Below are 23,075 nucleotides of genomic sequence, written 5' to 3'. Positions count from 1 at the left end.
GCGTCCCGCGTCTGCACACGCCTTCTACACTTGCGATTCGTATCAGTCACCTGCGCCTGAGGTAATGCCGACGGGTCGCGGCTGGCTGTCATCCCTATCGGCAACTGTTGTGGGAAATGTGCCGAGCACCGAAGAATCCGCTGTAGGACACAGTTTGAAATAGTCACTCAGTTGAATAGCCCGGTGCAGCACCTTATATACCCCGCAGTACGCTACATCTTTAGCTTGAGGAGATTTCTACAACCATGATGCGCATCCTGCTGTTTTTGGCCACTAACCTGGCGGTCGTGCTGATAGCCAGCATCACCCTGAGCCTGTTCGGCTTCAACGGGTTCATGGCGGCCAACGGGGTTGATCTCGACCTCAGTCAGCTGCTGGTTTTCTGTGCGGTCTTTGGTTTCGCCGGCTCGTTGTTCTCGCTGTTCATCTCCAAGTGGATGGCGAAGATGAGCACCGGCACCCAGATCATCAGCCAGCCACGCACCCGGCATGAGCAATGGCTGCTGCAAACCGTCGAGCAACTGTCCCGCGAAGCCGGGATCAAGATGCCCGAAGTCGGTATTTTCCCGGCCTACGAAGCGAACGCGTTCGCCACTGGCTGGAACAAGAACGACGCGCTGGTCGCGGTCAGCCAGGGCTTGCTCGAGCGTTTTTCGCCCGATGAAGTGAAAGCCGTACTGGCCCACGAAATCGGCCACGTCGCCAACGGTGACATGGTCACGCTGGCGCTGATTCAGGGCGTGGTGAACACCTTCGTGATGTTCTTTGCGCGGATCATCGGCAACTTCGTCGACAAGGTGATCTTCAAGAACGAAGAAGGCCAGGGCATCGCCTACTACGTGGCGACCATCTTCGCCGAACTGGTACTGGGCATTCTCGCCAGTGCAATCGTCATGTGGTTCTCGCGCAAGCGCGAATTCCGTGCCGACGAAGCCGGCGCACGTCTGGCCGGCACCAGCGCGATGATCGGCGCACTGCAACGCTTGCGCGCCGAACAGGGCCTGCCGGTGCACATGCCCGACACCCTGAACGCCTTCGGCATCAACGGTGGCATCAAGCAGGGCTTCGCCCGTATGTTCATGAGCCACCCGCCGCTGGAAGAGCGTATTGACGCGCTGCGTCGTCGCGGTTGATCAGATTGGCGTAAAAACAAGAGGCCCGCAGTGATGCGGGCCTTTTTTTGCCTTGATTAATTGGCTGTTCCTGATGGCCCCATCGCTGGCAAGCCAGCTCCCACAGTGGGTTGCGGTGTATTGAAAATCGAGAGAACACAACACAACCCTGTGGGAGCTGGCTTGCCAGCGATGACGTCAGCGCGCTATCGGCACAGAACTATTGGCTGGAAACCCGGTAAACCCGCTCCTCCAGCCGCGTCACGCCCGCCTGCAAAAACCTTCCACTCTCCGCCAGCACATCCTGCTCCTCAAGTACCTGCACCTGCCAGACATCCCCGAGCAAGCGCTGCACTTCATCATCCGCGACGGCAAACGGTGGCCCGGGCATCTGTGCCTGATCGTAATCCAGCGTGATCAGCAACCCCTCCACACCCTGTGCCAGGATCTGCTGAAGGTGCGCCGCATAGCGCTCACGCATCGGCGCCGGCAAGGCGATCAGCGCGGCGCGGTCATACAAAGCGGTGCAATCGGCCACATCGTTCGCCGTCAGCGCGAAGAAGTCACCGCACCACAGTTCGATGGCGCCACCACGATAAACCTTGAACGCGCCCTTCTCGCTGATCTGCGGCTGCACCTGATGCTCATGGAAAAAGTCCTCGATAGCCTTTTCCGACAGTTCGATCCCAAGCACCGGATGACCGCGCCCGGCGAGCCACGCCAGATCCAGACTTTTCCCACACAAAGGCACGAGCACTCGCGCCGTTGCCGCTACCGCCCAGTGCCGCGACAAATACGGATTCACCTGCGGCAGGTGAAAACCGATCTGACCGGACGCCCACTTCTTGTGCCAAAACTCAGGTTGCATGCATCACTCCGAATAATTCGATCAAAAAGCTTTAAAACTTATATTAGATTTAGATCAATGCCTGACTGAAGATGAGGCCATCTTAACGCTCAGGAATCCATCATGTTTCCCAGCCTGTTTATTTCCCATGGCTCACCCATGCTGGCGCTGGAACCCGGTGCCAGCGGCCCGGCCTTGGCGCGTCTGGCCGCTGAATTGCCGAAACCCAAAGCCATCGTGATCGTCTCCGCCCATTGGGAGAGCCACGAACTGCTGGTCAGCAGCCATGCACAACCGGAAACCTGGCACGACTTCGGCGGCTTTCCCCGCGCACTGTTTGAAGTGCAATACCCGGCGCCGGGCAATTCGCAACTGGCTGGCGAAGTGGCTGATTTGCTGACAGCCAACAACCTGCCAGCCCGCCTCGACCCGCAACGTCCATTCGATCACGGTGTCTGGGTGCCGTTGTCGCTGATGTACCCGCAGGCGGATATTCCAGTGGTGCAGGTTTCGCTGCCGAGCCGCGCGGGCCCGGCCCTGCAAACCCGGGTCGGCCGAGCGCTGGCGAGCCTGCGTGATCAGGGCATTCTGCTGATCGGTTCCGGCAGCATCACGCACAACCTGCGCGAACTGGACTGGCACGCCGGCCCGGAAAGCGTTGAACCGTGGGCGCGGGACTTCCGTGACTGGGTAATCGAGAAACTGGCGGCCGACGATGAGGCGGCGCTGCATGATTATCGCCAGCAGGCGCCGCATGCGGTGCGCAGCCATCCGAGTGATGAGCATTTGTTGCCGCTGTATTTCGCCCGGGGTGCGGGCGGTGAGTTCAGCGTGGCGCACAAGGGCTTCACGATGGGTGCGCTGGGCATGGATATTTATCGCTTCGGCTGACGTCGGCGCTGGCAAGCTAGCTCCCACAGGGGTTTGTGTGAACCCAAAAATCAGGCAAAAAAAAATCCCCGAACCAGTCGGGGATTTTTTATGTTCGATCAATCAGCCCAGGGGCGGATCAATCTTCGCGATAGCGACGCAGCTTCAACTGCTTGCCAGCAACGCGAGTGTCCTTCAGTTTGGTCAGGAGTTTGTCCAGACCATCTTCCGGCAGCTCGACGAGGCTGAAGCTGTCACGCACCTGGATGCGACCGATCGCTTCACGGGCCAGACCGCCTTCGTTGAGGATGGCGCCCAGCAGGTTTTTCGCGGCGATACCGTCACGCGCACCCAGCGCGGTACGGCAACGAGCACGGCCTTCGCCCAAAGGCATTGGCGCGCGACGCTCGCGGTCACCACGATCAGGACGGTCACCGGTGCGCTCAGGACGGTCGCCACGCGGTGCGTTGTTCGGCACCAGTGGACGTTCCTTCTCGATTGCAGCCAGGTTCAGCGCTTGACCGTTGGTGGCTTTGCGCAGCAGCGCAGCAGCCAGAGCACGCGGGGTGCAGCCGATGTCTGCAGTCAGACGATCGAGCAGCTCACCGTGAGTCGATTCGGCATCAGCGACCAGCGGCGACAGGCTGTTGGTCAGTTTCTTGATGCGTGCATCGAGAACGGCCTGAGCATCCGGCAGGCGGACTTCAGCGACTTTCTGACCGGTTACACGCTCGATCACTTGCAGCATGCGGCGCTCACGTGGAGTCACCAGCAGCAGTGCACGACCTTCGCGACCGGCACGGCCGGTACGGCCGATACGGTGAACGTAGGATTCCGGGTCGTACGGCATGTCAACGTTGAACACGTGAGTGATGCGCGGAACGTCCAGACCACGAGCAGCAACGTCGGTCGCGACAACGATGTCCAGACGGCCATCTTTCAGCGAGTCGATCACGCGCTCACGCTGGTTCTGGGCGATGTCACCGTTCAGCGCCGCGGCTTTGTAGCCTTTGGCGTCGAGGGCGCTGGCCAGGTCCAGGGTCGCTTGCTTGGTGCGCACGAACATGATCAGAGCGTCGAAATCTTCCACTTCCAGCAAGCTGAGAACGGCCGAAGTCTTCTGGTCAGCGTGAACCAACAGGTGAGCCTGTTCGATCGCGGTAACGGTCTGGGTCTTGGTCTGGATCTTCACGTGTTGCGGATCGCGCAGGTGGCGTTCGGCAATGGCGCGGATCGACTGCGGCAGGGTCGCCGAGAACAAAACGGTCTGACGGGTCGCTGGCAGAGCCTTGAAGATGACTTCCAGGTCATCCATGAAGCCCAGTTTCAACATTTCGTCAGCTTCGTCGAGAACCAGGTGGTTCACGGTCGACAGTACTTTTTCGTCACGGCGCAGGTGGTCGCACAGACGGCCCGGAGTGGCGACAACGATCTGTGCGCCATTACGGATTGCTTTCAGTTGCGGGCCCATCGGCGCGCCGCCGTAAACGGCCACAACAGTAACGCCCGGCATTTGCTTGGCGTAGGTTTCGAAAGCGGTTGCTACTTGCAGCGCCAACTCACGAGTTGGCGCCAGGATCAGGGCTTGCGGTTCGCGCTTGGCAGGATCGATGCGGTGCAGGATAGGCAGTGCGAACGCGGCGGTTTTACCGGTACCGGTTTGCGCCTGGCCAATCATGTCCTGGCCGGCCATGATGATCGGGATCGATTGCTGCTGAATCGCCGAAGGCTCTTCGTAGCCGGTCGCTGCGACGGCTGCAAGAATATTCGGGTTAAGATTAAAAGCGGCGAATCCGCCGGTTTCCTGGGTCATGGGTCTGCCTCTAAGTGCATCCGCAAAGACCCATGCTCCAAAGCTGCGCATGCCGTGTTGAGACTCAAGAGTCGCCCTGGCAGCTTTGTCGGCGGGGATTTGCGAAAACGAATGAATGAAAAAAAAGAATCGTCCGGGAAGAGCCCGCAATGCGGACGTGCAGCCGAAGCTGACTTCGGGGAATTGCGCTACCTAAACGCGGCCCGGTTAAAGGCCGGCGCGCACTATACCGGATTTTGCCCGAAAAGGGAGCTTTTTTTATCGTCTGAATGCGTGTGTCACCGCTGTGTAACGGGGTTTTGCGGATAATCGCGCCAAGGTCTATTTTTCAAAGGCCCGGCCCTGCGGGCGATGACGCTTAAACGATTCATCGACCTGCGGCATTGCGTCGCCGCACCCGCCCTTCCCGCCCGAGGATCTACCCATGAATCAGCCCTGCCCCGGCCGCGTCAGCCGTGAACGCCGTGGTCACGTCCATCTGATTGGCCTGGATCGGGCGGCCAAGCGCAACGCTTTCGACCTCGACCTGCTCAACGAGCTGAGCCTGGCCTACGGCGAGTTCGAGGCCGACAGTGAGGCGCGGGTAGCGGTGGTATTCGGCCATGGCGAGCACTTTACCGCCGGTCTGGATCTGGTCAATGCCAGCTCGGCATTGGCGCAAGGCTGGCAGGTTCCGACCGGTGGCTGCGACCCATGGGGTGTTTTCGTCGGGCCACGGGTGAGCAAACCGGTGATTGTCGCCGCGCAGGGTTACTGCCTGACCATCGGCATCGAGTTGATGCTGGCGGCAGATATCAACCTTTGCGCGAGCAATACCCGCTTCGCGCAAATGGAAGTGCAACGTGGGATTTTTCCGTTTGGTGGCGCGACTTTACGTTTTCAACAAATCGCAGGATGGGGCAATGCCATGCGCTGGTTGCTGACCGGCGATGAGTTTGATGCGCACGATGCGTTGCACTTGGGATTGGTGCAGGAAGTGATGGCCAGTGAGGATCTGTTGCCCCGGGCGATTGAATTGGCTGAGCGGATTGCCCGGCAGGCACCGTTGGGCGTGCAGGCGACGTTGATGTCGGCGCGGCAGGCAAGGTATGAAGGTGAGACAGCGGCGGCACAGGGGTTGCCGGCGCTGGTGAAGAAGTTGTTGGCGAGTGAAGATGCCAAGGAAGGGGTGCGCTCGTTGGTGGAGCGGCGACCTGGCATATTCAAGGGGATCTGAGAATTATGGCGCCTGTCAGGGCGCCATCGCTGGCAAGCCAGCTCCCACAGTGACCGAGTCGTTCACACATTTTGCGTACGGCGCGAACCCTGTGGGAGCTGGCTTGCCGGCGATGGGGTCAGCACTGACGACTCAGGTGGCCGGGCGAATACTGTTGATCAACGACTGCAACGAATACCCCAACTTCGGCGCCAGCGCCTCCGCCCGGGCCGTCAGTGCCTGCATGTCCAGCACCTGATCGAGATCCGCCGGCACAATCAGAATCACATTGCCCTCCTTCACCGGCAACTCCCAGTAATGCCGGTGATAGAGCCCACGCAACAGCGCCGCGCCCAGCGGCTGGCCATCATCGGTGGCCCACTGATTGATCACCAGCCAGCCACCCGGATTCAGACGCTTCTGGCAATCACCGAGAAAACCCCAGGCCAGATGCCCGACACCCGGCCCGACGTCAGTGTAGAGGTCGACGAAGATCAGATCCGCAGGTTCTGCGGTCGGCAACAACTCCAGCGCATCGCCGACACGGATGTACAGGCGAGGATCATCATCCAGCCCAAGGTATTCGATAGCCAAACGCGGCACATCCGGGCGCAGTTCAATCGCTTCGACATCTTCCAGCGGCAGAAACTTGAGGCAGGCCTGGGTCAGCGTACCGGCGCCGAGCCCGAGAAACAGCGCACTCTCCGGCTGCTCATGGCACAACGCACCGATCAGCATCGCGCGGGTGTAGTCGTATTCCAGCCAGCTCGGATCAGCGGTGAACACGCAGCTCTGCTCGATCGCATCGCCGAACTCCAGAAAGCGGTAATCGGCCACTTCCAGCACGCGAATCACGCCGAACTCATCCTGTACTTCGGCGAGCAGATGCTCGACGCGCTCCTCAGTCATTTCGTCTCCTGGTGGTCACCGGGCGCGGTGACGCGATGGCACCGCTGTGGCGCCGTGGCAAAGCGGCGATTGTCGGCGATGGGGCGGGAGCAGGTCACGCACTAATTGCTGCTACCATGGGCTTCCCGTGCGTAGAACCAATTAGAGACCGTGATGAGCCAACCGTGGAGCCCTGACAGCTGGCGCGCCCTGCCGATCCAGCAACAACCCCAATATCCTGACGCTGCGCATCTGCACCAGGTCGAGCAGACGCTGGCCAGCTATCCGCCACTGGTGTTTGCCGGCGAAGCGCGCGAGCTGCGTCGTCAGTTTGCCGAGGTCACGCAGGGCCGCGCATTCCTGCTGCAGGGCGGCGATTGCGCGGAAAGCTTCGCCGAGTTCTCCGCGGCGAAGATTCGCGACACCTTTAAAGTGTTGCTGCAAATGGCGATCGTCATGACCTTCGCCGCCGGTTGCCCGGTGGTCAAGGTCGGGCGCATGGCCGGTCAGTTCGCCAAACCGCGTTCGGCCAACGACGAGACGATCGACGGTGTGACCCTGCCGGCCTACCGTGGCGACATCGTCAACGGCATCGGCTTCGATGAGAAAAGCCGCGTACCGGATCCGGAGCGTCTGCTGCAGTCCTATCATCAGTCCACCGCGACGCTGAACCTGCTGCGCGCGTTTGCTCAGGGCGGTTTTGCCGACCTGCACCAAGTGCACAAATGGAACCTCGATTTCATCGCCAACTCGGCACTGGCCGAGAAGTACAGCCACCTCGCCGATCGCATCGATGAAACCCTGGCGTTCATGCGTGCCTGCGGCATGGACAGCTCGCCACAACTGCGCGAAACCAGTTTCTTCACCGCCCACGAAGCGCTGCTGCTGAACTACGAAGAAGCCTTCGTGCGGCGCGACAGCCTGACCAACGATTACTACGATTGCTCAGCGCACATGCTGTGGATCGGCGACCGCACCCGCCAGCTCGACGGCGCGCACGTCGAATTCCTGCGAGGCGTGAACAACCCGATCGGCGTCAAAGTCGGCCCGAGCATGAACCCCGATGATCTGATCCGTCTGATCGACGTGCTCAACCCGGACAACGATCCGGGGCGCCTCAACCTGATCGCGCGGATGGGCGCCAACAAAGTCGGTGACCACCTGCCAGCGCTGATCCGCGCGGTGCAGCGTGAAGGCAAGCAAGTGCTGTGGAGCTCCGACCCGATGCACGGCAACACCATCAAGGCCAGCAGCGGTTACAAGACCCGCGACTTCGCGCAGATTCTCGGTGAAGTTAAACAGTTCTTCCAGGTGCACGAGGCGGAAGGCAGTTATGCCGGCGGCATTCACATCGAGATGACCGGGCAGAATGTCACCGAATGCATCGGGGGCGCGCGGCCGATTACTGAAGATGGCTTGTCGGATCGCTATCACACGCATTGTGATCCACGGATGAATGCTGATCAGTCGCTGGAGTTGGCGTTCTTGATCGCTGAAACCCTGAAACAAGTCCGCCGCTAGACCGCATCGCCCCCTTCGCGAGCAAGCTCGCTCCCACACTGGATCTGTGTCGTACACAAAACCTATGTGGGAGCGAGCTTGCTCGCGAAGGGGCCAACTCAGTCACCACCGATCTCTGCCAATGCCACCCGCAACCGCGCTGCACTCTCGCGCTGGCAATTGAGCTGCACCCGCGCCAGTCCCAGCCAATCCGCCATCTGGCGCAAATTCACGGCCAGCGCCAACATCCCTTCCTCATCCAGCCCCTGTTCCTCTTCGTGCACCGCATGCACCGCCAACCGCCCCGCCGCCCGCTCGGCGCGCAAATCCACCCGCGCAGCAATCCGCTCGTTGTGCAAAAACGGCAACACGTAATAGCCGTACACCCGCTTGTCCTGCGGCGTATAAATCTCGAGGCGATACCTGAAGTCGAATAACCGTTCGGTGCGGCTACGCTCCCAGATCAACGAATCAAACGGCGACAACAGCGCACTGGCCATCACCTTGCGCGGGACTTTCGGCTCCGCCAGGCAATAGGCGATTTGCCGCCAACCAGCGACTTCGCACATCTGCAGTTGCCCCGCCTCGACCAGTTCGGCCAGGCGCGGACGCGCATCCGCCGGGTTCAACCGAAAGTAATCACGCAGGTCTTTTTCAGTGCCGACGCCCAGTGCCTGCGCCGCATGCAACAGCAGCCCGCGCTGCGCACAGGCTTCATCCGGCAATGCTTGTTGCAGAATCGATGGAGGAATCACCCGCTCCGGCAAATCATACAAACGCTCAAATCCGCGCCGCCCCGCCACCGTGACTTCACCGGCCGCAAACAACCACTCCAGCGCATGCTTTTCTGCGCTCCAGTCCCACCACGGTCCGGCCTTGTCTTGGCGAGTCGACAAGCTGCCAGCGCCCAACGCGCCCTGCTCTTCAACCGAACTCAAGACCCGGCGAACCACGTCCTGCTGTTCGCGTCCGAACCTGGCCAGTTGCTGATAGATATCCTCGCCACGTTTGGCCCGCTGCATGCGCCAGCCCATCAACGGATACATCGACAGCGGCAGCAACGAGGCTTCGTGCCCCCAGTATTCGAACAACGTGCGACGTCGCCCCGAACTCCAGGCAGCCTGGTCGAGCAAATTGGAGGAATAGGCACCGAGACGGGAAAACAGCGGCAGGTAGTGCGAGCGCACCACGGCGTTGACGGAATCGATTTGCAGCAGGCCCAGCCGTTCGATCAGCCGGTTGAGGTGAGCAGCTTTGACAGTCGGCGGCTGGCGCCCGTTGAATCCTTGGGCAGCCAGCGCCAGTCGTCGCGCCTGTTTGAGGGAAAAGGCCAGAGTCGCGGGCATGAGCATCTCCTTGTCTGCTCGCAACCTACCTCACTGGAAGTTGGTTTGTGTAGCGCTCTGCCCATCATTTATCGGCAGCGGGTCATTTATGCATCGGGTCATCCCAGAACGGCCGCACGGCTTCGTGTTCAACGTCGGCACGACTGACCCCGATATCCTTCAACGCCTCGTCGCTCAAACTAGCGAGCAACTCGCGCTCACGGTGCAGTTCGTACCAGCGGCTAAACTTGTGCAGCAGGTCGGAAACGATATGGCCGTGGCCGGAAAATTTTGCGTCCTCTACAAACTCTCTTTGACCTTTCATCGTGTTGCCCTCCTTGTGGATGGCTCAAGTCTCGCGCCGGCGCTAAGATCAATCCAACGAATGTTTCTGATGGCATGCATCACGGAGATTCATCAATTGTCGGCCTACCCCAGTATCGATACCGATGTTTTACGCACCTTTGTCGCCATCGCTGATCAGGGTGGCTTCACCCGCGCCGGCGAAATGGTCAACCGCACGCAATCGGCGGTGAGCATGCAGATGAAGCGTCTGGAAGAAGACGTGTTGCAACGTCAGCTGTTCGAACGTGACGGACGTCAAGTACGCCTGACCGCCGAGGGCCAAGTGTTGCTCGGCTATGCGCGGCGCATCCTCAAGTTGCACAGTGAAGTGTTCAACACGTTGCGCGAGCCACACATGGTTGGCACCGTGCGCATCGGTACGCCGGATGATTACGTGATGCGCTTTCTGCCGGGGATCCTGTCGCGGTTTGCGCAGTTCTATCCGCTGATCCAGATCGAAGTGCACTGCGAGTCGACCAGGCAACTATTGCAGCGCACGGATCTGGATCTGTCGATCGTCACTCGCGAGCCGGGCAACGAGATCGGCCAATTGCTGCGCAAGGAGCGTTTCGTCTGGGCCGAGGCGCAAAACTTCAGCGCCCATGAACAAACGCCGCTGCCCTTGGCGATGTTCAACAGTGACTGTTTCTGCCGTCTGTGGGCGTGCAATGCGCTGGACGCGATGGGCCGCGACTACCGCATCGCCTACAACAGCACCAGCCTGTCGGCGCTGATGGCGGTGGTGAGCGCGGGTCTGGCGATCACCGCGCAACTGGAAAGCCTGATTACCCCGGACATGCGCATTCTTGGCGCCGCCGAGGATCTGCCGCTGCTGCCCGAGGCCAGCATCATGCTGATCCGCAACCTGAACAATCCGTCGCCGATCACCGAGTGCCTCGCCGAGCACATCGTCGAAGGCTTCAAACTTTAAACGCGAGCATCACCGCACACAGCACCAGGAAACCGCAGAACAGCCCGCGCAGGCGTTTTTCCGGCATGGCGTGGGCGACTTTCACCCCCCAACTGATGCTGGCCAAGCCGCCGATGGCCAGCGGCAGGCCAATCATCCAGTCGACTTCGTGGTGCACCGCGTAGGTCACCAGCGTCACGCCGGTGCTTGGCAAGGCCAGCGCCAGCGACAAGCCCTGAGCGACCACTTGCGTGGTGCCGAACAGGCTGGTCAACACCGGCGTCGCCACCACCGCGCCGCCGACGCCGAACAATCCGCCCATGGTTCCGGACGCTGCGCCAAGCACGCCAAGCCACGGCCAGGAATAGCGCATTTGGGAAGTCGCCGCGGGTGGCTTGCCGAACATCTTCAACAGGTTGTAGGCCGAGAGCACCACCAGGAACGCGACAAAGCCGATGCGCATGGTTTGCGCATCAATGCCCACCGCCCAGATCGATCCGATCCACGCAAAGCAGAAGCCCATCACTGCCAGTGGCAGCGCGTGCCGCAGTTCGATGCGATTGCGCTGGTGATAACGCCACAGCGCCAGCATCACGTTCGGCACCACCATGACCAGCGCCGTACCTTGGGCGATCTGCTGATCCAGCCCAAACCACACGCCGAGCAACGGAATGGCGATCAAGCCACCGCCGATACCGAATATTCCGCCGAGTGTGCCGAGGGCGGCGCCGAACAGCAGGTACAACACAAACTCCATCACAGCAAATTCCTCTTACGTCAGGCGATTCATCCTACGCAGTCACGGCTGGCGGGGAAACGCACAGCAACGCACAATGGCTATGCTGATTTCGCACAGGCGTTGCCAACCATGAACCCCAATCAACTGACCGAACAACTCGGGCTGTTTCTCGATGTGCTGGAAAGCGGCAGTTTTTCAGCCGCCTCGCGCCGTCATCCGCTGACGCCTTCAGCCGTCGCAAGGCGCATTGATAGCCTGGAAAATGCCGTCGGCAGTCAGTTGTTCATTCGTAGCACCCACGCCGTCCGCGCGACGCCCGCCGGTCTGGCGTTTGCCGAACGTGCGCGGCGGATTGTCGCCGAGTTGCAACTGGCCCGGGCCGAAGCGGTGTCCTTGAGCAGCGCACCGGAGGGTTTGATTCGTATCGACGCGCCTGCAGCGTTCGGGCGCCGGCATCTGGCGCCAGTGATTGCTGACTTTCTGGTTTTGTACCCGGGGCTGGATGTGCAGTTGCACTTGATCGACAGTTTCGTCGATATGGGCGGCTCGAACCTGGGCAAAGTCGATCTGGTGCTGCGTGCCGGGCAAATGGCCGATACGCGACTGGTGGCCACACCGCTGGCGAGCATGGTGCGCATCGCCTGCGCCAGTCCCGACTATCTCAAACGCCGAGGCGTGCCTATCAATCCAGCCCAACTGAACGAGCACGATGGTCTGGATTGGGACGGTCTCGCTCCGCCTTTCGCCTGGCGGTTCGAACAGGACGGCCAGATGCAATTGCACCGCCCGGCGCGCATACGCATGAGCGCCAACAATGCCGAAGCCCTGGTCTGCGGCGCTTTGGCCGGTCTGGGCATCGCCCATCTGCCGACGTGGCTGGCCAGCGAATACCTGTTGCGCGGTGAACTGCTGCCGTTGTTCTGCGAAAACGGCCTGCCGAAGCCGGAGTCCACCGGCATTTACGCGCTGCGCATGGAGCAGCAGACCAACTCGCGCAGCCGCTTGTTGCTCGAATATCTCAAGACCCGCTTCAGTCCGGTGCCGCCATGGGATCTGGCGTTGCAGCGGGATCTGGGCCGGCACTAGCGCTGGAAAATTATCTGGCGCATTAAAGATTCGAGCGCTAGATTCATGGCCATCACCGATCAAGGCTTTGACATGACTTCCGAACGCGACACCTGCGACGACCTGCTCCTCGACAATCAGGCGTGCTTTGCCCTGCACTCCACTTCGCTGATGATGACCAAGGTCTACAAACCGCTGTTGCAAGCGCTGGGCCTGACGTATCCGCAGTACCTGGCGATGATGGTGCTGTGGGAGAAGGACGGTTTGACCGTCGGAGAAATCAGCGCGCGTTTGTTGACCGATCCCGGCTCGCTGACGCCGCTGCTCAAACGACTGGAAGGCGAAGGCTTGCTCAGCCGCACCCGCAGTCGTGAGGATGAGCGCGTGGTGATTGTCGAGTTGACCGAGCAAGGCCGCGCGCTGAAAGAAAAAGCCCAGACCGTTCCACAATGCATCCTCGGCGCCAGCGGCTTCTCTCTGGAACGCCTGCAAAACCTGCAAGCGGAGCTGCAGGCGCTGCGTAGCCATCTGCAAGAAAGCCTGATCTGACCTCGACCCTGCCCTCTGTGGGAGCGAGCCTGCTCGCGCCCGCATTGATTTCAGCGCCAGCAAAATATTTCTCAATACCTGAGCTCGCGCGCAATCCGCTCTAACTCAAGCCTTACAGCCCCCCTCTGAGAGCCACCCCTTCGTGTAAGTGCGGTTTTTCCGAAAAATTATCTTGCGCGCTAAATATTCGCGCGATACATTCACCTCGTACTTACTTAGCGCGCAAACAATTAGCGCACAAAACACACCCAATGAGGCTCACACCATGCAAACTCTCTACACCGCAATCGCAACTTCCACTGGCGGCCGTGATGGTCGTGCGATCTCCAGCGACAACATCCTCGACGTCAAACTCGCCACGCCGAAAGAACTCGGCGGTGCCGGCGGCGCGGCGACCAACCCTGAGCAGCTGTTCGCTGCCGGCTACTCGGCCTGCTTCATCGGCGCCCTGAAATTCGTGGCCAGCCAGACCCAACGCAAAATCCCGGACGACGCCTCGATCACCGCGCACGTCGGCATCGGCCAGATCCCTGGCGGTTTCGGTCTGGACATCGACTTGCACATCAGCCTGCCAGGCCTGGAACAAGCCGACGCACAAGCGCTGGTCGACGCTGCCCATCAGGTCTGCCCGTACTCCAATGCCACCCGTGGCAATGTCGATGTACGCCTGCACGTCACTGTTTGAAGCCATACACAAATCGCAGGCACAAAAAAGCCCGACTCAATGGTCGGGCTTTTTCTTTCCGCAAAAACCAGTGCTTATTTGGCACGGCCTTTGTAGGAACCGCCTTCGCGGGTGTCGATTTCGATCTTGTCACCGATTTCGATGAAGTCAGCAACTTGCAGCTCAGTACCGTTGGCCAGCTTGGCTGGCTTCATGACTTTGCCGGAAGTATCGCCACGAGCCGAACCTTCGGTGTAGTCAACTACGCGCACGATGGTGGTCGGCAGCTCTACGGAAACCAGACGCTCTTCGAAGAAGATCGCTTCGCAAACATCGGTCATGCCTTCTTCAACGAAAGGCAGAACGGCTTCGATGTCTTCAGCGTTCAGCTCGTACATGGTGTAGTCAGTGGTGTCCATGAACGTGTAGGTGTCGCCGCTGATGAAGGACAGGGTCGCTTCTTTGCGGTCGAGGATTACGTCGTCCAGTTTGTCGTCAGCGCTGTAAACGATCTCGGTCTTGTAACCGGTCAGCAGGTTTTTCAGCTTGGTCTTCATGATCGCGCTGTTACGGCCCGACTTGGTGAATTCAGCTTTCTGAACCAGCCAAGGATCGTTCTCGAGACGGATCACGGTACCGGGTTTCAGTTCTTTACCAGTTTTCATTGCGAATATCCGAATTTGGATGGGATTTACAAAAATCTAGGCCGCGTATCATATCCAATTTAGGTAAAACTGTACCAGCGCTGCGGCAAGATCGGCCTGCAAGCCTTGTTCCAGACACCATGCTTCGGCATTTTTCTGCAGTTCTGGCCAATGATTACGGACCGCGAGCCAGTGTTCGCCAATGGGTTGACCGGCACTCCACGCGCGCCAGAGACCGTTCATCGCCTCGGCAGCGGCCGGCGAAAGCCCTTTTGTATAGAGCGCAAGGAAGGCGTCGAGCTTGTCCAGATGGATGTCTTCGTCCTGCTGATAGATGTGCCAGAGCATCGGCCGCCCGGCCCATTGCGCACGGACGAACGAATCCTCGCCGCGCACCGCGTTGAAATCGCAGCACCAGAGCAGGTGGTCGTATTGATCCTGGCGGACGAAAGGCAGCACTTGCACGGTGAGCGACTGACGCACATGAATTGCGCCGACCGTCAGGGTTTCCACACCGAGCCAGCGTGCGACATCGCCGAGAATCCGCCCTTCCGGCACCAGAAGATGTGTCGGCGCGACATCGGCCGCCAACACATCGAGCCAACTGGCCAGCCCGGCATTCTCATAGGCAAACAGCGAAATCAGCTGTGCATCCGCTGCGCAATCGACGCCCAGACCTTGCAGGAATTGTCGCTGCGCCTCGGTATCCTGTTGAAACTGCCGACGCTGTTCGAGCAATCCGCGTTCCCGCAGCAGCCCACCGGTACCCGGCTGGAACCCTGGAAAGAAGAAGAATTTCTGCACCGATTTATATTTGACCGACGGCAAACCGTGACAACCAATCACCCAGTCTTCGGCACTCAGATAGTCGAGGTTCATCCACAGCGGCGGTTTTTCCCGCGCGGCCATGGCGTCCATGTAAGCGCCGGGCAACTGGCAGGCAAACGCGGCGATCACCACATCTGCCGCTTCGGTTGGCGGCCAGTCTTGCGGCCACTGCCAGACCTCGACGCCTTGCTGCCATTGCTGCGTGGCGTTGATGTCGAGCTCAGGGCAAATACGTTCGAATGCGCGCAGATCATCCACCCACAACCGCACCGCCACGCAGTGCTCAGCCACCAGTTGCCGGGCCAGACGCCAGGTCACGCCGATGTCGCCATAGTTGTCGACGACAGTGCAAAAAATATCCCAGCGGGTATTCAGTTGCGACATTCCGGACTCCCGTTGGCAAAAGCAGCGATTGTCCGCATAAATGACCTCGCGCAGAAGAGCCGACGGCGATTAATCTTCGTGCGACAATCGCCACTTGCCCGCAACCATCCGCCAGGAGGCAGCCATGCCCTACCGTCCCACCCCGCGTCGGCCCTTGCCTGTTCAGCTTAGCGCGCTGCATCTGACCGGCAGTATTGCCCTGGGCATGTGGCTGGGCTTTCTCGCCATTGCCCTGACCTGCTGGCTGCTGGCGCATTTGCTGTTCAAGGAACAATTGGCGCCGGTGGCCCAGGCAGTGCAGCAACTGGCCGAACCGCCAGCGGTGCAGGTGCAGGTGCCGGTCCAGCCGGACATTCCAGCGCAGAGCCCGCTTTTTCAGCAGTACGAAGAAAACCTGCGCAAGAACGAGCAACAGGCACGTCTGGATCAGGCGCGCGGCAACACGCGTAACCTGTCGAATCCGAAATGCCAGTTCTGGCTGCAACAGGACCAGACCGCCCCGAGCGAAAAAAGCCGCGCCAACGTTTTGCAATTCTGCGATTGATCATGAACAAACACACGGTTCACCAACTGATTCTCGACAAACTGCGTATCGACCTCGACATCGCCGAACGCGCTGCACAAACCGCTTACGAAACCGCGACCCACGAAGAAAATATCGTCGAAAACAAGTACGACACGCTGGGTCTGGAAGCGTCGTATCTGGCAGCGGGTCAGGCAAAAAGGGTCGAGGAAATCCGTCAGTCACTGGCGCTGTGCCAGAACCTGACGCTGCGGGCCTATGACGAGAATCGCGGCATCGAAGTCGGCGCCCTGCTCGGCCTGGAAGACGAAAAGGGGCGTGAGCAATGGCTATTTCTGGCGCCGGATGCAGCAGGCCTGAAAGTCGATGTGGTCGGTCAGCCGATTACCGTCATCACCCCGCGCTCGCCGCTGGGCAAAGGTCTGCTGGGCAAGTGCGAAGGCGATGAGGTGGAGATTCTGGTGGCAGGCACCCGGCAACAGTTCGCTGTCACCGAGGTGCTCTGAAACAACTGATCAGTGAACCGGCAGTTCGACGCCGTCGAACAACTCTTCCAGTTCCTGCTTGTTGTGGCACTGAATGGCTTTGGCCATCACTTCGCGGGTCAGGTGCGGGGCGAACTTCTCGATGAAGTCGCACATGAAACCACGCAGGAAGGTGCCGCGACGGAAACCGATCTTGGTCACGCTCGATTCGAACAGTTCGCTGGCATCCAGCACCACCAGATCGTTGTCGAGTTTGGTGTCGACCGCCATTTTCGCGACGATGCCCACGCCCAGACCCAGACGCACGTAAGTCTTGATCACGTCGGCGTCGGCGGCGGTGAACACCACTTTCGGCGTCAGGCCGCGATGGCTGAAAGCTTCGTCGAGTTTCGAGCGACCGGTGAAACCGAACACGTACGTCACGATCGGGTATTCGGCCAGCGCTTCCAGGGTCAGCTTCGGCAGCTTGGTCAGCGGATGGCCCTGCGGTACGACCACGCAGCGGTTCCAGCGATAGCACGGCATCATCACCAGGTCGCCGAACAGCTCCAGTGCCTCGGTGGCAATGGCGAAATCGACGGTGCCGTCAGCGGCCATTTCGGCGATCTGCATCGGCGAACCCTGGTGCATGTGCAGCGCCACGTCCGGGTATTGCTTGATGAAATTGCTGATCACCGGTGGCAGCGCATAACGTGCCTGAGTGTGGGTGGTGGCGATCGACAGGGTGCCTTTTTTCTCGTTGGAGAATTCCTGGGCAATCTGCTTGATGCTCTCGACTTTGCGCAGAATCTCACCGGCAGTGGTGATGATGCGCTCGCCGGCCGGGGTGACGCGGGTCAGGTGCTTGCCGCTGCGGGCGAACACTTCGACGCCGAGTTCGTCTTCCAGCAGGCGGATTTGTTTACTGATGCCCGGTTGCGAGGTGTAAAGGCTTTGGGCTGTAGCGGAAACGTTGAGGTCGTGGTGCGCCACTTCCCAGATGTAGCGCAATTGTTGAAGCTTCATATGAATCCCTCAAAGCAGGTAGACGCCACGGGCATCAGCGACGGTATATAACTATATTAATGGTTTGAATAATAAATCTAGAACTTTTTTATCAAAGCGCCATTATTCCTGCTTCAGCGATCCTCCCGCCGCCGCCGCTCCACTAACGGCACCAGATAAACCGGCACCTTGGCCAATTGCAGGACCCGCGCCGCCGTGCGCCCCAACGGCGTTTCCGCGCCCACCCCGTGGCTGTGACTGCCGACGATCAGCAAATCGACAGAGAGTTTCTCCACCTGGTCGAGAATCACCTGCGACGGATCGCCCTGCAGTACGCGCACCGCGCGAATCCGCTGCAGATCCTGCTCGCCTTCTTCTCCCAGTTCTTCGCGAAAGCTCTCCAGCACCCGCTGCTCGATATTGGCGATGACTGTTTTCAGACCCTGACTGTGAAAATCGTTCAATGCCTGCTCGTCGAGGTAACTCTGCAATACCGATTCGGCAAACAGCCCCATCGGCTCCACCGCGTGCACCACATACAAGTCGGCATTGAACGTTCGCGCCAATGCCAGGGCATGCTGCATCACTAACGGTGCGTACAGACCGAGGTCAGTGGCATACAGCATCGAACGAATCATATGACCTCCTCGCAAGCCAACATGGCGGAGATTTGATTCAGCTTAGCAGTGCCTTGGCGACTACGACGTGTGACGCAACGTCTTGAACCAAAGGGCTTTAGACCGACGGTTCGTTGCTGATGCCGTGCGGCACGTGGCCAGTGGCGACGACTTCGCGGGCGAGTTCGCAGTGACCGGCCTGATCGTCGAAAAACACGTCGGCGGCGAAGGCTTCAAGGAACGCCGATTTGGTCAGGCCACCGAGGAACAGCGATTCGTCGAGACGAATGTCCCACTCGCGCAAGGTGCGAATGACCCGCTCGTGGGCCGGCGCCGAACGCGCGGTCACCAGTGCTGTGCGGATCGGGCAGTCATCATCGGGAAACTCGCGTTGCAGCAAATTGAGTGCCGCCAGAAAGCCCTTGAACGGCCCGCCGCGCAACGGCTCGCGCGCGGCTTCACGCTCCTTGGCCTGAAACGCTTCCAGCCCGCCGGATTGATAGACGCGTTCCGATTCATCGGAAAAGATCACCGCGTCGCCGTCGAAAGCAATGCGCAATTCATCACTGGCCGCGCGGCTGGCACCACCGGACAGAATCGTTGCAGCAGCGAAACCGGCATCCAGCGCCGCGCGCACATCTTCGGCATGAGTGGACAGAAACAGGTCGCAACCAAAAGCTTTCAGATACGGATACGGACTGCGCCCACCGACAAACGCTGCGCGGGAAATCGCCAGACCGTAATGATGAATCGAGTTGAACACGCGCAATCCAGTGTCAGCGCTGTTGCGCGAAACCAGAATCACCTCGACCCGTGCACGGCCGAGGCGATTGTTGAGTGCCAAAAGTTTTTCCACCAGCGGGAAGGCATCGCCGGGGGCCAGAATCTCGTCTTCGTGTTCGATCTGATATTGCCGATAGGCTTCGACGCCGCTCGACAGATAGACCTTATGACTCTCGCTCAGGTCGAACAAGGCGCGCGACGAAATCGCCAGCACCAGTTTGTCATCGATGTTTTTGGCCATGCCTTCCCCCAGAGCGATCGACTTAAACGTTGCGTCGATCGATAAAACGTAAATTGCGATACAGCGCTTCGATGCGCGGCAACTCACAGCCCGCCGCTTTCGCCGCTGCCAGTGGCCGAGCGTAGATCGCCTCCAGCTCCAGCGGGCGCTTGTGTAAAAAGTCGTGGTACATGCTCGGCCAGTAGTCGGGCATTTTCTCGGTCATCATGAACAGATAGTCGGCGTATCCCGGCGGCACGTCGTGACCGCAGGCCTTGGCGCCCTGCACCACTTCGGCCATCAACGCCTGGATCAACACGCGGCTGTCGGCATCGGCCATCAGCGCGGTCGTGCCCGCACCGAGCAGCACCGAGAGGCCGTTGTAGGGAATATTCCACACCAGTTTCTGCCAGCGTGCCTGTTGCAGATTGGGCATTGCCTGGGAATCGAGTCCAGCGCTGCGGAACAGATTGGAGCCCTCTTCGACAAGCGCCATACGCGCAACGTCATCGATGGCCGGGCCGCTGTGATAACCGACGTTGACCGCGCCCAGCGCTTGATGGGTAACTTGCCCAGGGCCTTCGCGGTGCACGCAAATCAGGCACAAGCCGCCCAGCAGATGCAGGGAATCGGGCAGCAGTTCACGCAAACTGTCTTCGACGTCGAGGCCATTTTGCAGCACCAGCACTTTCGCGTCGGGTTTGGCCGCTTGAATGATAGAAGGCGCGAGGCCGGCATTGCTGGTGGTTTTCGCCCCGACCAACAGCCAATCACACTTGGGCATGTCTTCGGCGGCGGAATAGGCCTGCACCGGATTCAGCGTCAGCGGGCCATGCACTGCGCTGTTCACCTGCAAACCGCGCTCGGCGACCGCAGAGAATTCGCTGCGCAACAGAAAGTGCACATCGAAACCGGCCCGCGCCAGCATCACGCCGTAGAACCCACCAATGGCGCCGGTGCCGATGATCCCCACCTTCGGTTTATCAACGCCCGGTTTATTCACTGCCCCCATCATGGCAACTCCTCTGCAATTCGACCCAGTGCCTGTGCCAGCGCCGCGTTCAGCGCCTCGGCCGTCAGGCGTGTGTGCAATGCCCCAAAGAACTCGCCGTCGCGCACCACAAACAGCGCCGGCAAATGAAAGACCTGATAACGCTCGACCAAGCCGCCGTTGTCGCCGGCATCGATCCAGCACAGGCGATCGATGGCCAAGGCCATGTCCGGCAAGACCTCGCGGGCGTAACGGCAACTGGCGCAACCGACGCTGGTGAAAATCACCAGCGAAACACCGCTCATCGCCAGCAGCCGTTGGTCGGCGTCGAAATCGTTCAGTTCGGATTCGACCACTATACTGGGGGAAACAATGTCAAATGGCCGACACAGGGAGTCTGTGCTCATGGGACGTTTCATACCTCATCCGGACGAGGTGCCGGTTGAATTAACCTTGCTCAAGCCTGAGTGTATTTCCAGGCAACAGCTGCACACTATCAGCCTCGGCGGCATCGCTTGCAATTACCACCGTGCCTGGCGCCATGGCACCGCTTTGCAAGTGCGCATGCCGACCCTGAATGCCGACATCTGTTATCCGGGCTATGTGGCGTGGTGCCTGCGTCGCAAAAAAGGCTATCTGGTGGGCATCGCGTTTACCGATGAGCAGACGCTGTTCAGCGCGCGAATGGGTGAGCAGGTGTGTCAGATCGAGCGCTACTGCCGCATGCACGACAGCCACGAAGACTTGCAGGATATTCAGGCTGTGGCCCTGCGATGGGTCGAGCAACACGCCGACGAGTTCTCCCACGACAGCGTGCGCAAGGCTTTCGCCCAGCCAGTGCTGGACTGACCGTCTTCTCTAAACAGTTACTTGCCCATTGTCGAGCAGGCGCTTTACGCGCTAAGGTTCCGCTCCCCGACGCGCTTAAATCTGCTGTGCTCCGCCGCGCGGGGATCGCTGGCGGCCGGCACCCGTGACCTGACGAGTAAACGATGGCTGATTTACCGATCAACGACCTAAACGTCGCCTCTAACGAGACCCTGATCACTCCCGATCAGCTCAAGCGTGATATCCCTCTGAGCGACGCTGCCCTGCGCACCGTCACCAAGGGCCGCGAAGTCATTCGCAACATTCTTGATGGCACCGACCACCGTCTGTTCGTAGTGATCGGCCCGTGCTCGATCCACGACATCAAGGCTGCCCACGAATACGCCGATCGCCTCAAGGTGCTGGCGGCGGAAGTCTCCGACACCTTGTACCTGGTCATGCGCGTGTATTTCGAGAAGCCACGGACCACCGTCGGCTGGAAAGGCCTGATCAACGATCCGTATCTGGACGACTCGTTCAAGATTCAGGACGGTCTGCACATCGGTCGCCAGTTGCTGCTGGACCTGGCCGAAAAAGGCCTGCCGACCGCCACCGAAGCCCTCGACCCGATCTCCCCGCAGTATTTGCAGGATCTGATCAGCTGGTCGGCCATCGGCGCGCGCACCACCGAATCGCAAACTCACCGTGAAATGGCTTCCGGCCTGTCCTCGGCTGTCGGCTTCAAGAATGGCACCGACGGTGGCCTGACCGTGGCGATCAACGCCTTGCAGTCAGTGTCCAGCCCGCACCGTTTCCTCGGCATCAACCAGGAAGGTGGCGTGTCGATCGTCACCACCAAAGGCAACGCCTACGGTCACGTGGTACTGCGCGGCGGTAATGGCAAGCCGAACTACGATTCGGTCAGCGTGGCCCTGTGCGAGCAGGCGCTGAACAAGGCGAAGATCAAGCCGAACATCATGGTCGATTGCAGCCACGCCAACTCCAACAAGGACCCGGCCCTGCAACCGCTGGTGATGGAGAACGTTGCCAACCAGATCCTCGAAGGCAACCAGTCGATCATCGGCCTGATGGTCGAAAGTCACCTGAACTGGGGTTGCCAGGCGATTCCCAAAGACCTCGCCGACCTGCAATACGGCGTGTCGATCACCGATGCCTGCATCGACTGGTCCGCCACCGAGAACACCCTGCGCAGCATGCACGCCAAGCTCAAGGACGTGTTGCCGAAACGCCAGCGCGACTGACAGGCGTTTTGCAGGCATAAAAAAACGCCGGGCATTGCCCGGCGTTTTTGTGTGTGCGGTTCAGATCTTTGCAGCGCGGCGCTGATGGCGCTCCATGTAGCGCTCGACGTAGGAGCACGACGGAATCACCGTGTAGCCCATTTCCTCAGCGTACTGCAGCGCGCGCTCGGTCAGCGCTGCCGCTATGCCTCGGCCACGCAGGGCGTTGGGCACGAACGTGCGGTAGATATCCAGAGTCTGTTTCCCCAGATCCATATAGGTCAGGTAGGCACGATGACCGTCCACATTGGTCTCGAACTGATGACCAGCCTGGTCATGGTGGATGGACAACGCCTCGCTCATCACTACTCCTCGCGGGTCTTGAATTCTGACCCCTACCTTACCGATGTTTTTCCGGCGAAGGAACATCTACGCCACCCCGTGCCTGATGGACACCGAGAAGAGCCACACCGATCTCGCGCAACCGAGCACCTGATAAATAGTAGGCACCAATGGCCAAAATGCTCAAGGTGCACTCGTCATCACGTGGGTTGACCGGGGTTGCTCCGATTGACGCGGGGACGGTTCGGGAGAAGATCTTCCCGGGCCGCTCGCCTGTACATTGCCGGATGTTGAGACTTAAGACGTACGCCCTTTTTTAAAGTCACCTCAACATGCACAAAGATAAGCGAAGCAGCGCGCAAAATCGGAACAAAAGTGTGGACGAATTCATCTAGAAAGACTTT

At 59.8% G+C, this 23,075-nt stretch carries 26 protein-coding genes; 12 read left to right on the top strand and 14 right to left on the bottom strand.

The window, feature by feature from the left end; translation table 11 throughout:
• Nucleotides 1-245: 245 nt before the first annotated feature.
• A complete protein-coding gene (gene htpX / locus WA225_RS12500; protein WP_007908619.1) occupies nt 246-1,133 on the top strand; it encodes a protease HtpX in 888 nt (295 codons plus the stop codon).
• 199 nt (nt 1,134-1,332) lie between these two features.
• On the opposite strand, the gene WA225_RS12495 is transcribed toward htpX, so the two are convergent.
• Nucleotides 1,333-1,980, bottom strand: coding sequence for a thiopurine S-methyltransferase (locus WA225_RS12495; protein WP_422608135.1), 648 nt, complete (start codon nt 1,978-1,980; stop codon nt 1,333-1,335).
• 102 nt (nt 1,981-2,082) lie between these two features.
• Between WA225_RS12495 and WA225_RS12490 the strand changes: the two genes are divergently transcribed.
• The gene (locus tag WA225_RS12490; protein WP_422608134.1) at nt 2,083-2,850 is read left to right on the top strand and encodes a DODA-type extradiol aromatic ring-opening family dioxygenase; all 768 of its coding nucleotides are present in this window, start codon (nt 2,083-2,085) and stop codon (nt 2,848-2,850) included.
• A gap of 118 nt (nt 2,851-2,968) precedes the next feature.
• On the opposite strand, the gene WA225_RS12485 is transcribed toward WA225_RS12490, so the two are convergent.
• Nucleotides 2,969-4,642, bottom strand: coding sequence for a DEAD/DEAH box helicase (locus tag WA225_RS12485; protein ID WP_008088238.1), 1,674 nt, complete (start codon nt 4,640-4,642; stop codon nt 2,969-2,971).
• Between the two features lie 424 nt (nt 4,643-5,066).
• Here WA225_RS12485 and WA225_RS12480 point away from each other — a divergent pair, with 424 nt between their 5' ends.
• Nucleotides 5,067-5,858: a crotonase/enoyl-CoA hydratase family protein gene (locus tag WA225_RS12480; RefSeq protein ID WP_422608133.1), complete on the top strand. Its 792-nt coding sequence runs from the start codon at nt 5,067-5,069 to the stop codon at nt 5,856-5,858.
• Between the two features lie 132 nt (nt 5,859-5,990).
• Here the strand turns inward: WA225_RS12480 and WA225_RS12475 are convergent, their stop codons facing one another.
• Nucleotides 5,991-6,746: a spermidine synthase gene (locus tag WA225_RS12475; protein ID WP_422608132.1), complete on the bottom strand. Its 756-nt coding sequence runs from the start codon at nt 6,744-6,746 to the stop codon at nt 5,991-5,993.
• A gap of 153 nt (nt 6,747-6,899) precedes the next feature.
• On the opposite strand from WA225_RS12475, the gene WA225_RS12470 reads away from it, so the two are divergent.
• Nucleotides 6,900-8,246: a class II 3-deoxy-7-phosphoheptulonate synthase gene (locus tag WA225_RS12470; RefSeq protein ID WP_016985491.1), complete on the top strand. Its 1,347-nt coding sequence runs from the start codon at nt 6,900-6,902 to the stop codon at nt 8,244-8,246.
• 98 nt (nt 8,247-8,344) lie between these two features.
• Here the strand turns inward: WA225_RS12470 and WA225_RS12465 are convergent, their stop codons facing one another.
• Nucleotides 8,345-9,571, bottom strand: coding sequence for a winged helix-turn-helix domain-containing protein (locus WA225_RS12465; protein ID WP_422608131.1), 1,227 nt, complete (start codon nt 9,569-9,571; stop codon nt 8,345-8,347).
• 82 nt (nt 9,572-9,653) lie between these two features.
• The gene (locus WA225_RS12460; RefSeq protein WP_422608130.1) at nt 9,654-9,875 is read right to left on the bottom strand and encodes a DUF1127 domain-containing protein; all 222 of its coding nucleotides are present in this window, start codon (nt 9,873-9,875) and stop codon (nt 9,654-9,656) included.
• Between the two features lie 96 nt (nt 9,876-9,971).
• On the opposite strand from WA225_RS12460, the gene WA225_RS12455 reads away from it, so the two are divergent.
• Complete coding sequence (locus WA225_RS12455) at nt 9,972-10,826, top strand: LysR substrate-binding domain-containing protein (RefSeq protein WP_401213501.1); 855 nt, start codon at nt 9,972-9,974, stop codon at nt 10,824-10,826.
• Here the strand turns inward: WA225_RS12455 and WA225_RS12450 are convergent.
• Nucleotides 10,816-11,565, bottom strand: coding sequence for a sulfite exporter TauE/SafE family protein (locus WA225_RS12450; RefSeq protein ID WP_422608129.1), 750 nt, complete (start codon nt 11,563-11,565; stop codon nt 10,816-10,818). The genes WA225_RS12455 and WA225_RS12450 overlap by 11 nt on opposite strands.
• Nucleotides 11,566-11,673: 108 nt before the next feature.
• On the opposite strand from WA225_RS12450, the gene WA225_RS12445 reads away from it, so the two are divergent.
• The 3 genes from WA225_RS12445 to WA225_RS12435 all read left to right on the top strand — a co-directional run bounded on the left by WA225_RS12445 (nt 11,674) and on the right by WA225_RS12435 (nt 13,843).
• Nucleotides 11,674-12,630, top strand: a complete 957-nt coding sequence (locus tag WA225_RS12445; protein ID WP_422608128.1) for a LysR family transcriptional regulator — start codon at nt 11,674-11,676, stop codon at nt 12,628-12,630.
• A 72-nt stretch (nt 12,631-12,702) separates the two neighbouring features.
• Nucleotides 12,703-13,158, top strand: a complete 456-nt coding sequence (locus WA225_RS12440; RefSeq protein WP_422608127.1) for a MarR family winged helix-turn-helix transcriptional regulator — start codon at nt 12,703-12,705, stop codon at nt 13,156-13,158.
• A 265-nt stretch (nt 13,159-13,423) separates the two neighbouring features.
• Complete coding sequence (locus WA225_RS12435) at nt 13,424-13,843, top strand: organic hydroperoxide resistance protein (RefSeq protein WP_236427463.1); 420 nt, start codon at nt 13,424-13,426, stop codon at nt 13,841-13,843.
• A 74-nt stretch (nt 13,844-13,917) separates the two neighbouring features.
• On the opposite strand, the gene WA225_RS12430 is transcribed toward WA225_RS12435, so the two are convergent.
• Both WA225_RS12430 and earP read right to left on the bottom strand, forming a co-directional pair.
• Nucleotides 13,918-14,487, bottom strand: coding sequence for an elongation factor P (locus tag WA225_RS12430; protein WP_007908599.1), 570 nt, complete (start codon nt 14,485-14,487; stop codon nt 13,918-13,920).
• 48 nt (nt 14,488-14,535) lie between these two features.
• Complete coding sequence (earP, locus tag WA225_RS12425) at nt 14,536-15,678, bottom strand: elongation factor P maturation arginine rhamnosyltransferase EarP (RefSeq protein ID WP_422608126.1); 1,143 nt, start codon at nt 15,676-15,678, stop codon at nt 14,536-14,538.
• Nucleotides 15,679-15,802: 124 nt separating this feature from the next.
• Here earP and WA225_RS12420 point away from each other — a divergent pair, with 124 nt between their 5' ends.
• The gene (locus WA225_RS12420) at nt 15,803-16,222 is read left to right on the top strand and encodes a hypothetical protein (RefSeq protein ID WP_422608125.1); all 420 of its coding nucleotides are present in this window, start codon (nt 15,803-15,805) and stop codon (nt 16,220-16,222) included.
• Between the two features lie 2 nt (nt 16,223-16,224).
• A complete protein-coding gene (locus tag WA225_RS12415; protein ID WP_422608124.1) occupies nt 16,225-16,707 on the top strand; it encodes a GreA/GreB family elongation factor in 483 nt (160 codons plus the stop codon).
• A gap of 9 nt (nt 16,708-16,716) precedes the next feature.
• Here WA225_RS12415 and cysB read toward each other — a convergent pair whose 3' ends face one another.
• From cysB to WA225_RS12390, 5 genes are all read right to left on the bottom strand, one after another.
• Entirely contained in the window at nt 16,717-17,691 is a 975-nt protein-coding gene (cysB, locus tag WA225_RS12410; protein ID WP_003183769.1) for an HTH-type transcriptional regulator CysB, read from the bottom strand.
• Between the two features lie 113 nt (nt 17,692-17,804).
• Nucleotides 17,805-18,308: a universal stress protein gene (locus WA225_RS12405; protein WP_422608123.1), complete on the bottom strand. Its 504-nt coding sequence runs from the start codon at nt 18,306-18,308 to the stop codon at nt 17,805-17,807.
• Between the two features lie 97 nt (nt 18,309-18,405).
• Entirely contained in the window at nt 18,406-19,311 is a 906-nt protein-coding gene (locus WA225_RS12400) for a 5'-nucleotidase (RefSeq protein WP_422608122.1), read from the bottom strand.
• Between the two features lie 22 nt (nt 19,312-19,333).
• Nucleotides 19,334-20,305 (bottom strand): putative 2-dehydropantoate 2-reductase, encoded by a 972-nt coding sequence (locus tag WA225_RS12395; RefSeq protein ID WP_422608121.1) that lies wholly within the window; start codon nt 20,303-20,305, stop codon nt 19,334-19,336.
• Nucleotides 20,302-20,688 (bottom strand): thioredoxin family protein, encoded by a 387-nt coding sequence (locus tag WA225_RS12390; protein ID WP_422608120.1) that lies wholly within the window; start codon nt 20,686-20,688, stop codon nt 20,302-20,304. Before WA225_RS12390 ends, WA225_RS12395 begins: the two co-directional genes overlap by 4 nt.
• On the opposite strand from WA225_RS12390, the gene WA225_RS12385 reads away from it, so the two are divergent.
• Both WA225_RS12385 and WA225_RS12380 read left to right on the top strand, forming a co-directional pair.
• Nucleotides 20,687-21,130, top strand: coding sequence for a PilZ domain-containing protein (locus WA225_RS12385; protein WP_422608119.1), 444 nt, complete (start codon nt 20,687-20,689; stop codon nt 21,128-21,130). The genes WA225_RS12390 and WA225_RS12385 overlap by 2 nt on opposite strands.
• Before the next feature lie 143 nt (nt 21,131-21,273).
• On the top strand, nt 21,274-22,350 hold the full coding sequence (locus WA225_RS12380; RefSeq protein ID WP_242205690.1) for a 3-deoxy-7-phosphoheptulonate synthase: 1,077 nt from the start codon (nt 21,274-21,276) through the stop codon (nt 22,348-22,350).
• Between the two features lie 60 nt (nt 22,351-22,410).
• Here the strand turns inward: WA225_RS12380 and WA225_RS12375 are convergent, their stop codons facing one another.
• The gene (locus WA225_RS12375) at nt 22,411-22,692 is read right to left on the bottom strand and encodes a GNAT family N-acetyltransferase (protein ID WP_102900376.1); all 282 of its coding nucleotides are present in this window, start codon (nt 22,690-22,692) and stop codon (nt 22,411-22,413) included.
• Nucleotides 22,693-23,075 lie beyond the last annotated feature (383 nt).

It is taken from the genome of Pseudomonas sp. (assembly GCF_049300855.1).
GTDB lineage: Bacteria > Pseudomonadota > Gammaproteobacteria > Pseudomonadales > Pseudomonadaceae > Aquipseudomonas.
Note: the sequence above shows the minus strand (reverse complement) of the source record. Positions and strands in the feature narration are given on the sequence as shown.